The sequence below is a fragment of the Mycobacterium sp. NGS34 genome, from assembly GCF_059812845.1.
The window spans coordinates 1-11,898 of record NZ_JCALDM010000015.1 but is presented as its reverse complement, the minus strand read 5'-3'; the positions used below and the strand labels follow the sequence as shown (position 1 = coordinate 11,898).

Sequence of the window (11,898 nt, the reverse complement as noted above, 5' to 3'; positions counted from 1 at the left end):
AGATATTAGGTCAACTATGCAGTCAGCCCTCGCGAGGTTCGGGGAACGCGACGTCGGCGTTGCCGGGCATCGCGCTGATGCCGCGCCGCTCACACACTTCCAGCACCTCGTCGACGATCGACGTGGGCACCATGAACCTCTCCGTGGCCGACATCTGCTCGAGGTGAGCCTCGATGTCCTCGGCGGTCGGCCGGCTCTCGGCATCCGCCAGCCAGCCCTCGCTGAGGCCGACGAACACCCGCGCGTAGCGCCCGGCGGCGGCCGAATAGTTGCGGTGGGTGAACGTGCAGGCGGTGCTGGCGAGGAAGGTCACCAGCGGCACGACGAGTTCGGGCCGGATGGCCCGCATGAAGCCGGACTCGGCGAGGAACTTCTCGTCGCCCACGGTCTCGGTGACCATCCGCGAGAAGCCGGTCGGCATAACGGAATTGGCGAATATTCCGTGCGCTGCGCCCTCGATGGCGATGACGTTGGTCAACCCGACCAGGCCGGCCTTGGCCGCGGCGTAGTGGGCCTCCATCGGCTGACCGAAGATGCCGGCGGAGGACGAGATGAACACGAATCGTCCGCCCCCGTTGTTCTTCATCACCCGATACGCGGGCTGGGACAGGTAGAAGCCGCCGTCGAGGTGCACGCGCAGCATCCGCGTCCACTCCTCGGGGGAAAGGTCTTCGAACGGCACGGTCCCGAAGATTCCCGCGTTGCTGATGACCGTGTCGAGCCGCCCGTACGCGCCCACGGCGGCGTCGATGATCGCCTGCCCACCCGTGGGACTGTCGACCGAGTCATGGGAGGCCACGGCGGTCCCGCCCGCCGCGGTGATCTCTTCGACCACCTCGTCGGCGACCCGCGCGTCGGCCCCGGCACCACCCATCGAGCCGCCGAGGTCGTTGACCACCACCGCGGCGCCGCGCCGTGCCAGGTCGAGCGCGTACAACCGGCCGAGCCCGCGCCCGCCGCCGGTGACCACCGCCACCCGGTCAGTGAAGTCAATCATGGTGCGCTCCTTGATAAGTACGACCGACCGCCCGGCGCGATTGACCGCGGGCGGAACCGGACCCTACGCTGGAACAGATATTTGGTCAACAAGCTGCACCGATGCGGGGGCCGATGAGGAACGACGCGCGTGGCGACCGATCCCGGGCCCTCGGCATGTTCGCTTCCGCACTCGCGGGCCGCCCCGTCGCGGTCGTAGAACTGCGGCCGGGTGAAGCGTCGTGGACGGACGGCCAGACGATCCACGTGGGCGCCATCGGGGCCCTCGCAGCGATCGCCGTGCAGGCCTCGATGATCGCGGCCGGCAGCCTGGAGGCCGACGCGGTACGGCCCCTGGTTCGGCATCCCCGGCTGGCCAGGCGCTATCTGGCCGTCGAGGGCCATCGCGCGCTGGCGGCCAACGGCGCGTTGCTGCCGGGTGCCCTGGCGGCGCTGGGCAGCCGCGAGATCGCGAGCCGCACCGACTCGCCCGCCGCGTCGCTGACGCTCGCCGGGGGACGAGAAGCCATCGACGATCCGCCGCCCGAGTTCGGCGTGCTCCGCCCGGGCAAGCTGCTGGCCATGTCTTCCCGGGCGGCCCAACAACAGGAGGCCAATCCACCGCACGTGCCGCGCGGCCTTGCGCGGCCACTCGCGGAGCTCGACGACGCGCACACCGACGATTCCGACGACCCGGACCTGTTCACCAGCCCGGTCGGCGGGGGCGGCTTCATCGGCAAGTGGCTGAAGAAGATGCTGTCGTCCGCGCGCAAGACCGGCAGCGGCGGCGGACCGCCCGGCGCGGATACCCCGACGCACCGGACGAATTCGGCGAAACGCGGGCCGCACGCCGTCGCCTCGCTGGCGTCCACGTCCGATGACGGCGCCGACCACCGCGCCCCGGCGCCCGGTGGCGGCGTGACGTATCCCGAATGGGACTTCGCCCGCAAGAGCTACCGGCCCGCGTGGTGCACGGTGCGAGAGGTCGAGCCGACGATCAAGGCCTCGGCGACCCAGGCGATCGACGGTGCCATCGGCGTGCGGCGCCCCCTGTCCCGCCTCGGGATGGGCCTGCACCGCCGCCACCGCCAGTCGCAGGGCGACGACATCGACATCGACGCGGCGGTGGAGGCCCGCGTGGAGGTACTGGCCCGGTCGGTGCCCGACGAGGCGGTCTACCTCGACAGCCTGCGCCGCCGGCGCGACCTCTCGGTGTTGCTCCTGCTCGATGTGTCGGGGTCGGCGGCGGAGCCCGGAACGGTCGGGCGGACGGTGCACGAGCAACAGCGATCGGCCGTCGCCAACCTCGCCGTCGCGCTGCACGATCTGGGCGACCGCGTCGCGCTGTACGCCTACTACTCGCAGGGCCGGCGCGCGGTCAGCATGGTGCCCGTCAAACGATTCGACGACCACCTCGACTCCCTGGTGATGCGGCGGCTGAACAGCCTGGAACCCGGTGCCTTCTCCCGCCTCGGCGCGGCCATCCGCCACGGCTCGGCGGTCATCGAGGCCCGCGGGGGCACGTCACGGCGGCTGCTGGTGGTGCTGTCCGACGGGCTCGCGTACGACCACGGATACGAGCGCCCCTACGGCGCCGCGGACGCACGCCGCGCCCTGCTGGAGGCGCGCCGCCGCGGCACCGGCTGCGTGTGCCTGACGATGGGTGCGGGGACCGACATGCGCTCGCTGCGCAGGGTGTTCGGCAGCGCCGCGCACGCGACGATCGCGCGCCCGGATCAACTCGCCGGTGTCATCGGGCCGCTGTTCCGGTCCGCGCTGCGCTCGGCCGAGGTCCGCCGCCGAGTCGTTGAAACAAACATCTGTTCCGGATAGGCTCCGGTCAACGTGGGTGGGAAGGAAGGCTATGGCCAAGGAGTCCGGGCTTGGTTACCGGAACGGCGCGGTTCCCGAGGCTGAGATGGTGCGGCCTTACTACAAGGCGATCGGCGGCGAAGAGGCCACCTTCAAGGCGGCGTACCGCCAGGGGCTGTCCCTCCTGCTGAAGGGGCCGACGGGTTGCGGCAAGACGCGATTCGTCGAGGCGATGGCCCACGACCTCGGCCGGCCGCTGATCACCGTCGCCTGCCACGACGACCTCACCACCGCGGACCTCGTCGGCCGGTACCTGTTGCAGGGCGACGAGACGGTGTGGGTGGACGGACCGCTGACCCGCGCGGTGCGCGAGGGGGCGATCTGCTATCTCGACGAGGTGGTGGAAGCCCGGCAGGACACCACCGTGGTGCTGCATCCGCTCGCCGACCACCGCCGCCAGCTGCCCATCGAGCGGCTCGGGGTCACGCTGGACGCGGCGCCCGGGTTCGGGCTGGTGGTGTCCTACAACCCGGGCTATCAAAGCGTTCTCAAGGACCTCAAGGACTCGACACGCCAGCGGATGGTCGCCATCGAATTCGGCTTTCCCGCAGCCGATGTCGAGGAGTCGATCATCGCGCACGAGGCCGGCGTGGACGGTGCCACCGCGGCCGAGCTGGTGCGTTTCGGACAGGCCATCCGCCGGCTGGAGACCGGCGGGCTGCGCGAGGTCGCGTCGACGCGCGTGCTGATCGCGGCGGCCCGGCTGGTGGTGGAGGGCCTGACGATGCGGGAAGCGGCGCGGGCCGCGATCGCCGGGCCGCTCACCGACGACGTCGCGGTGGGGCAGGGCCTGGCCGAGATGATCGACATCTATCTGGGCGGAACCGGCGGGCCCGGCGGCCCCGCCGATTGACGCTACAAACGACCGTCGCTAGGGTCAGAACAAATATTAGGTTTATAAATCGGGCGCGTAGGTATGCCACCCGGGAGGTCAGATGTCCTACGAAAGCACCGCGGAACCGATCAAGGTCGGCTACCTGATGGACTTCAGGCTGCCACCGGGATTCCCCGAGGAACTGTTGGCGAGTTTCACGCGGTGCTTCGACCTCGTCTTCGAAGAAGCCCGCGAACAGGGCCTGATCGATCGCCCGGTGCAAATGATCTACCGCGAGGTGGAGGGCTTGCCGAAGGGATCGGTCAAGGCGGTCATCGATGCCTTCGGGGAGCTCGTCGACGAGGGCTGCCTGGTGGTGTTCGGCCCGCACATCACCGACAACTGCGTGCCCACCCGTGAAGCGATCGAGGAGCGGTTCAAGGTGCCCGCGATCAGCGTCACCGGCACCGACGACTGGTTGGGCGAATGGACCTTCTCCTTCCCGCAGGGTTCGCTGACCGACGAGCCGATCTTCATCGCGGACCTCGTCGCCAAACGCGGGCTCGCCGAGATCGGGGTGCTCGTCGAGCAGAACCTGATCGGCGAGACCTACCTGAGGAATCTGCGAAGTGCCTGCCGGCGCAAGGGCATCCGCATCGTCGCGGAGGCGGCGATCGCGCAGACCGCGCAGGACATCAACGAGGCCGTGCGCACCCTGCACGACGCCAAGGCCGAAGCGATCGTGCACCTGGGTTTCGGCTTCGGGATCGTGTTCGTCAACCCGGCGCTCGAGGCCGTCGATTGGGACCCGCCGCGCTTCACCACCACGGCTTTCCAGAACGCGTGGGTGAACCCGATCATGTGGAAAGCGTTCATGGGTTGGATCGGGGTCGATCAGTACGACGAGGCGAATCGGGTCGGCCAGGACTTCCTCGATCGCTACGCCGCCAGGTACGAGGGCAGCCGCCCCGAATATTGCGTGCCGGTCGTCAACCGGGATGTCGCCGCCACCCTCGTGCGCGCGTTTTCCGACGCCCACCCGCTCAGCCCGCGCGGCGTCAAGGAGGCGCTGGAGCGGGTGAAGATGCTGCCCGCCGCCTCGGGCGCGCCCGGCACCCGGGTGTCGTTCGGCAAGTGGACGAGGCGGGCGTGGATGGGCGCCGGCTACCTGGTGGCGCGGACCCTCGACGCCGACGGCACCAACTCGCGCCTGGTCGATCGCTTCGGAGAGGACGGCTGATGTCGACGGAACAGTCCACACCACCCGTCGCGGAAGAGAAGTCGGCGGCGCGCCCTGAAAAGCGCGGCTGGGGCGGCTGGATCGCCGGCGCGGCGCTGGCGGCGTTCGCGCTGTTCTTCATCGCGAACTGCCGCGTCGCGCTCGACCCGCGGGTGGCCAACCCGAACGTGCAGGGCCGGCCGCGGCCGGTGCGGTTCGTCTTCGGCCTGGACTACATCACGTTCCTGCACATCTCGACCGTGATCATGCTGCTGGTGCTGCTGGTGGTGTTCGTCCGGGGCTGGCGGCGCAACCCGGGCAGCCCGGTGATGCTGATGTTCCTGTGCACCACGCTGATCGTGTGGCAGGACCCGATCATGAACTGGTCCCCGTTCGCGGTCTACAACCCCGACCTCATCCACTGGCCGGAGTCGTGGCCGCTGGTGTCGCTGTCGCCGACCGTCGAGCCGTTCGTCGTATTCGGTTACGTCACTTTCTATTTCGGGCCCTATTTCCCGGCCGTCTGGATCCTGCGCAAACTGCAGGCCAAGTACGGGCCGACGGCCTTCGTGTCGCGGCACCCGCTGGTCAGCCTGGGCGTGCTGACCTGCGCGATCGGCTTCGTCTTCGATGCCTGGCTGGAGATCCAGCTGGTCCACATGGGCATGTACATCTACTCGCAGGTCATTCCGTGGGGGTCGGTGTTCACGGGCACCACCTTCCAGTTCCCGCTGATCTGGGAGTCGTTCTCGGTGACGTTCGTGATGGTGCCCGCGGCGATCCTTTGCTATCGCGACGACACCGGTAAATCCGTGGCGGAGAAGCTGGCCGCGAAGGCAAGGATCTTCCCCGGCCGTCCGGTGCTCGGCACGTTCCTGGTGATGTTCGCCATCATCAACGTGTCCTACTTCGCCTACGGCGCGTGGTTCTGGGTCATCAAGGCCAGCCACGCCGCGACCTCGGTGGCCTGCCCGTGGCCGTATCCGGAAGCGAAAGTGTATGACCCACAAGGCTATTACGAGAAGGCCGGCGCCCAGGGCCCGTACTCGGTCGGCATCTGGTCGACGTGGGCGAGCGGGGAGCCGAACGGCCGGCCGCGCGTCGACCCGCCACCGCCCGGGCAAGGCGCCTGTGCGACCCCGAGCCAGAATGGCTGAGCCCCGCACCGTCGTCATCACCGGCGCGTCCCGCGGGCTCGGGTTCGCGTCCGCGGTGCGCCTGTACGGCGCGGGGTGGCGCGTCGTCGCGGCCATGCGGACACCCGACAACGGAATGCCGCCGCTGCGCGAGGCAACCGGCGCGACACCCGATGACGATCGGCTGATCGGGGTCCAGCTCGACCTGACTGACGCCGCGTCGATCGCCGCGGCCGCCAAGGCGATCGAGGAAGCCGTCGGCGCCCCCTACGCGCTCGTGCACAACGCCGGGATCTCCGCCGCGGGCGTGGTGGAGGAAACCGATATGGCGTTGTGGCAGAGGATGTTCGCCACCAGCGTCATGGGCCCGGTCGCGCTCACCCAGGCGCTGCTGCCGTCGATGCGGGCCGCGGGCGAGGGCCGCATCGTCCTGGTGTCCAGCGCGGCCGGCGTGCGCGGCCAACCGGGCACCGCGCCCTACGCCGCGGCCAAGGGAGCGCTGGAACGCTGGGGCGAGTCGATGGCGTGCGAGATCGCGCCCTTCGGCCTCGGGGTCACCGTCCTGGTGGCCGGCATGTACGACACCGAGATCATCACCGACGCGGGCACCACCGACAATCGCGACTTCGGCGGCCCGTACGCCCGGCTGCACAACACCATGAACACCCGCGGGCGCTTCGCGATCAGTTTTGCCCGGCCGCCCGAACGCTTCACCGACGGACTGCTCACCGCACTCGACGACCGGCGCCCGTTCCGCCGCCGCGGCGTGGGGCTGGATGCGTCAATGCTGTTGGCCGCCAACAGGATCCTTCCCGCTGCCGGCATGCACCACCTGTCGCGGATCGTGCTGGGCATCCCCAAACAGGGCTCGATGCGGGGCGGGGCGTGGCCGCTGACGGCGAGCCAACGGGTGATGTCGGTGTTGCGGCGCTTCAAATCGAAGGAGCAGTAGTGGAACAGCTTTTCGACGATCTGGAGGACTTCGGCGCCTTCGACGACGCGATCTCCGGTGACGTGCGGGACCCGTACACCGAGTTGGCGCGGCTGCGCCGCGAGGAGCCGGTGCAGCGGCTCGAGACCTCGGGAGCGCTGCCACATGAGGAGTCGCTGCCGATGTTCATCGTGTACCGCCACGAGGATGTCCAGCAGATGCTGCGCGACAACGAGACGTTTTCGTCGTCGGCCGTCATCGCGGCGTTCGGCCCGGTGCTGGGCGAAGGGGTGATGCTCGGGATGGACGAGCCGATCCACGGCCGGCTGCGTTCGCTGGTGTCAAAGGCGTTCTCGCAGAAGTCGTTAGCGCGCTGGCAGGACGAGTTGGTCGGTCGCGTGGCGAACAGCCTGATCGACAACTTCGCCCCGAATGGCAAGGCCGACCTGGTGAAGGAGTTCACCTTCGACTACCCGAGCCAGATCATCGCGGGCCTGCTGGGCCTCCCGGAAAAGGACTACCCACAGTTCCAGCGGTGGTCGATTTCGCTGCTGAGTTGGCTGATGAATCCGGAGCGCGGGCTTGCGGCCTCGGCCGCCCTGTGCGAGTACTTCGCCCCCATCCTCGAGGCCCGCCGGGCCGAACCGAAGGACGATCTGATCAGCGCGCTCGGTGCGGCCGAGATCGACGGCGAGAAGCTGGCGGACGAGGAGATCTTCTCGTTCCTGCGGCTGCTGCTGCCCGCGGGCGTGGAGACCACCTACCGGGCGCTGGGGAGCCTGCTCTTGGGGCTGTTGTCGGATCCCGCGCAGCTGGATGCCATCCGCGCGGACCGGTCGCTGCTGCCGCAGGCCATCGAGGAGGGCGTGCGGTGGGAGCCGCCCCTGCTGACCATCACCAGGGTCGCGACCCGCGACACCGAACTCGGCGGGGTGGCGATCCCGGCCGGCGCGACGGTGATGCCGATGCTGGGCTCGGCCAACCGCCAGGAAGATCGCTATCCCGACCCGGACACGTTCAACATCCACCGGCAGCAAAAGCCGAACCTCGCGTGGGGCCACGGCGTGCACGTGTGCCTCGGCATGCACCTGGCTCGGCTGGAGATGCGGACGGCCGTCAACCTGCTGCTCGACCGGCTGGGAAACCTTCGGCTGGATCCGGACGGGGACGACCCGCACATCCGCGGGCAGGTTTTCCGGTCGCCGACGTCGCTGCCGGTGCTCTTCGACCCCCGGTGACCAGCCCGGCGGCGGTTGCACCTTGTCAATCGGCTAGTTTCCGGTAAGGCTCTCAGTAGCCCCTCAAACGACTCAGAAGAGAGTGACAAACATGACCGAGGCTGTAAAGGTCCGCTTCGAGCCCAAGATGATGATCGACGGCCAGCTCGTCGACGGCCGCGCCGGCACCTTCACCAACATCAACCCCGCGACCGAGGAGCCGCTCGGTGAGGTCGCGGACGCGTCGAAGGAGGACATGCACCGGGCCATCGACGCCGCCCGGCGCGCCTTCGACGAGTCCGACTGGTCGACCAACCGGGAGCTGCGCAAGCGCTGCCTGCTGCAGCTGCACGAGGCGATCGAATCCGAGAAGGAGGAGCTGCGCGAGGAGCTGATCCTGGAGGTCGGCTCGCCGCGGGCCATCACGTTCGGCCCGCAGCTGGACGCCCCGCTCCAGGACGGATTGAAGTACCCCGCCCGGCTGATCGACGAGTACGCGTGGGAAACCGACCTCGGAGACCGGGTGATCAGCCTCACCGGCACGAACACCACCGTCAAGGTCTGGCGGGAGCCGGTGGGCGTGGTCGGCGCGATCGTGCCGTGGAATTTCCCGTTCGAGGTCACCATCAACAAGCTCGGCCAGGCGCTGGGCACCGGCAACACCGTGGTGCTCAAGCCGGCGCCAAACACGCCGTTCAACGCGACCCGGCTGGGCCGGCTGATCGCCGAGAAGACCGACATCCCGGCGGGTGTCGTCAACGTCGTCACGGCGTCGGATCACTTTGTGGGCGAGGAGCTCACGCTGTCGCCCAAGGTCGACCTGATCTCGTTCACCGGCTCCACCGTGGTCGGCCAGCGGATCATGGAAAAGGGTGCGGCCACCATGAAGCGGCTGTTCCTGGAGCTCGGCGGCAAGTCGGCAACGATCGTCCTGGAGGACGCCGACTTCGGGATGGCCTGTGCGATCGGCATCGCGCCGTGCATGCACGCGGGCCAGGGTTGCGCGAACCCCACCCGGATGCTGCTGCCGCGGTCCCGCTACGACGAGGGTGTCGAGATCCTCAAGAGCATCTACGAGAACGTCACGTGCGGTGACCCGCAGGACCCGGGGACCCTGTGCGGCCCGGTGATCTCCGAGGTGCAGCGCAACCGGGTGATGGGCTACATCCGGAAGGGAGTCGAGGAGGGCGCCACCGCGCTGGTCGGCGGGCCCGACGCACCCACCGGCTTCGACAAGGGATTCTTCGTCCGCCCAACGCTTTTCACCAACGTGGACAACTCCATGACGATCGCCCAGGAGGAGATCTTCGGGCCGGTGCTGTCCGTCATCCCGTTCGACGACGAGGAGGACGCGATCCGGATCGCCAACGACAGCAAGTACGGGTTGGCCGGCAACGTGATGTCGGGCTCGCTGGAGCGCTCGCTGGCGGTGGCCCGCCGGATCCGGGCCGGCTTCATGGGCGTCAACGGCGGAGCGCCCTACGGCGCCGACACCCCGTTCGGCGGGTACAAGTACAGCGGGGTGGGCCGCCAGAACGGCGTCGCCGGGTTCGACCAGTACACCGAGGTGAAGTCGGTCGGGTATCCCGCCGGTTAGGCCGGGGCCGGCCAAGATACCGAGATTGCCGTCAGGGCCGTAGTTTTCGCGCATTCGCGACCATGGCGGCAATCTCGGCGCTCTGGGGCCCCGGGGGTCGGCCTCACTTCGACCACCCCCGGCCTCGGCCCGTCCAACCCCTTGGTTGACAATCGTCGGAAGGGACCCAGTCAAAGGAGACATCACCATGCCTGAAGCCGTCATCGTCGAGGCCGTCCGTTCCCCGCTCGGGAAGCGCAACGGAGGCCTGGCTGGGGTGCACCCGGCCGACCTGTCCGCGCAGGTCCTCAACGGGCTGGTCGACAAGGCCGGCATCGACCCGGGAATCGTCGACGACGTCATCTGGGGCTGCGTGATGCAGGCCGGTGAGCAGTCCCTCGACATCGGCCGCACCGCGGTACTGGCGGCCGGTTGGCCCGAGACGGTCCCGGGCGTGACCGTCGACCGCCAGTGCGGGTCGAGCCAGCAGTCCATCCATTTCGCCGCCGCGGGCGTGGTGGCCGGGCACTACGACGTCGTCGTCGCCGGCGGCGTCGAGTCGATGTCGCGGACCCCGATGGGATCGTCGCTCGCCAACGGCGGCAACCCGTACCCGCAGGCCTTCAAGGCCCGCTACGACCGCACGCCGAACCAGGGCATCGGCGCGGAGATGATCGCCGAGCAGTGGGGCTTCGACCGCCTCGCGCTCGACGAGTTCTCCCTGGGATCGCACGAAAAGGCCGCCGCCGCACAGGATTCCGGCGCGTTCGACGACCAGATCGTCGGCATCAAGGACCAGGACGGAAACGTCATCCTCAAGGACGAGGGCATTCGCCGCGGCACCCCGATGGAAAAGATGGCGTCGCTGAAGCCCGCCTTCAAGGAGGACGGCGTGATCCACGCCGGGAACTCCTCGCAGATCACCGACGGCTCGGCCGCACTGCTGTTCATGTCCGCCGAGAAGGCCAAGGAACTGGGCCTCACGCCGATCGCCAAGGTGCACACCGCGGTGCTCGCCGGCGCCGACCCGGTGATCATGCTGACAGCGCCCATCCCGGCGACCCAGAAGGCGCTGAAGAAATCCGGGCTGTCCATCGGCGACATCGGCGCCTACGAAGTCAACGAGGCGTTCGCGCCCGTCCCGCTGGCGTGGCTGAAAGACATTGGGGCCGACGAGAAGAAGCTCAACCCCAACGGCGGCGCCATCGCCCTCGGCCACCCGCTGGGCGGCTCGGGTGCGCGGTTGATGACCACGCTGCTGTACCACATGCGGGACAAGGGAATTCGCTACGGCCTGCAGACCATGTGTGAGGGCGGCGGCCAGGCCAACGCCACCATCGTCGAACTCCTGTGACCGACGGCGCCGAAGTTACTAGCGGCCAGCCGGGGGCCCTCGCCGAGCTTCGCGGCAACGTGCTGGTGATAACGATCAACCGGCCGGAGGCCCGCAACGCGGTCAACGGGGCCGTGAGCATCGGCGTCGGGGACGCCCTGGAGCAGGCGCAGCACGACCCGGACGTGCGGGCGGTGGTCATCACCGGCGCCGGCGACAAGTCGTTCTGCGCCGGGGCCGACCTCAAGGCGATCTCGCGCCGGGAGAACCTGTATCACCCCGACCACCCCGAGTGGGGCTTCGCGGGCTACGTGCACCACTTCATCGACAAGCCCACGATCGCCGCGGTCAACGGCACCGCGTTCGGCGGCGGCACCGAGCTCGCGTTGGCCAGCGACCTGGTGGTGGCCGACGAGCGGGCCCAATTCGGGTTGCCGGAGGTCAAGCGCGGGCTCATCGCGGCCGCCGGCGGCGTCTTCCGGATCATGGACCAGCTGCCCCGCAAGGTGGCGATGGAGCTGCTGCTGACCGGCGAACCGATCACCGCGGCCGACGCATTTGGATGGGGCCTGATCAACCAGGTGGTCGCCGAGGGCACGGTGTTGCAGGCCGCGCTGGCCCTGGCGGCGCGGGTGACCGCCAACGCGCCGCTGTCCGTGCAGGCCAGCAAGCGCATCGCCTACGGGGTCGACGACGGCGTCATCGTCGGCGACGAACCCGGTTGGGAGCGCACCGTGCGCGAGATGCGGACCCTGATCCGGTCCGAGGACGCCAAGGAAGGCCCCCTGGCGTTCGCCGAGAAGCGGGAGCCGGTCTGGAAGGCGC

The 11,898-nt window shown here is 69.1% G+C and carries 10 protein-coding genes; 9 read left to right on the top strand and 1 reads right to left on the bottom strand.

Features of this window, described 5'->3' with window-relative positions; translation table 11 throughout:
- Positions 1-22: 22 nt before the first annotated feature.
- Positions 23-997, bottom strand: coding sequence for an SDR family NAD(P)-dependent oxidoreductase (locus AC5Y7V_RS26125; protein ID WP_499882950.1), 975 nt, complete (start codon positions 995-997; stop codon positions 23-25).
- A gap of 113 nt (positions 998-1,110) precedes the next feature.
- Here AC5Y7V_RS26125 and AC5Y7V_RS26120 point away from each other — a divergent pair, with 113 nt between their 5' ends.
- The 9 genes from AC5Y7V_RS26120 to AC5Y7V_RS26080 all read left to right on the top strand — a co-directional run.
- The gene (locus AC5Y7V_RS26120) at positions 1,111-2,808 is read left to right on the top strand and encodes a nitric oxide reductase activation protein NorD (protein ID WP_499882949.1); all 1,698 of its coding nucleotides are present in this window, start codon (positions 1,111-1,113) and stop codon (positions 2,806-2,808) included.
- Positions 2,809-2,839: 31 nt separating this feature from the next.
- On the top strand, positions 2,840-3,700 hold the full coding sequence (locus tag AC5Y7V_RS26115) for a CbbQ/NirQ/NorQ/GpvN family protein (protein ID WP_499882948.1): 861 nt from the start codon (positions 2,840-2,842) through the stop codon (positions 3,698-3,700).
- Positions 3,701-3,782: 82 nt separating this feature from the next.
- Entirely contained in the window at positions 3,783-4,901 is a 1,119-nt protein-coding gene (locus AC5Y7V_RS26110) for an ABC transporter substrate-binding protein (protein ID WP_499882947.1), read from the top strand.
- On the top strand, positions 4,901-6,037 hold the full coding sequence (locus tag AC5Y7V_RS26105; protein ID WP_499882946.1) for a spirocyclase AveC family protein: 1,137 nt from the start codon (positions 4,901-4,903) through the stop codon (positions 6,035-6,037). The genes AC5Y7V_RS26110 and AC5Y7V_RS26105 overlap by 1 nt, the downstream gene beginning before the upstream one ends.
- A complete protein-coding gene (locus tag AC5Y7V_RS26100) occupies positions 6,030-6,968 on the top strand; it encodes an SDR family oxidoreductase (RefSeq protein ID WP_499882945.1) in 939 nt (312 codons plus the stop codon). The genes AC5Y7V_RS26105 and AC5Y7V_RS26100 overlap by 8 nt, the downstream gene beginning before the upstream one ends.
- Positions 6,968-8,185: a cytochrome P450 gene (locus AC5Y7V_RS26095; protein ID WP_499882944.1), complete on the top strand. Its 1,218-nt coding sequence runs from the start codon at positions 6,968-6,970 to the stop codon at positions 8,183-8,185. The genes AC5Y7V_RS26100 and AC5Y7V_RS26095 overlap by 1 nt, the downstream gene beginning before the upstream one ends.
- Before the next feature lie 91 nt (positions 8,186-8,276).
- Positions 8,277-9,761, top strand: coding sequence for an aldehyde dehydrogenase family protein (locus tag AC5Y7V_RS26090; RefSeq protein ID WP_499882943.1), 1,485 nt, complete (start codon positions 8,277-8,279; stop codon positions 9,759-9,761).
- 187 nt (positions 9,762-9,948) lie between these two features.
- Positions 9,949-11,094 (top strand): thiolase family protein, encoded by a 1,146-nt coding sequence (locus tag AC5Y7V_RS26085; RefSeq protein ID WP_499882942.1) that lies wholly within the window; start codon positions 9,949-9,951, stop codon positions 11,092-11,094.
- The coding region (locus tag AC5Y7V_RS26080; protein WP_499882941.1) for a crotonase/enoyl-CoA hydratase family protein at positions 11,091-11,898 on the top strand (808 nt) is incomplete at its 3' end. The genes AC5Y7V_RS26085 and AC5Y7V_RS26080, both read left to right, overlap by 4 nt.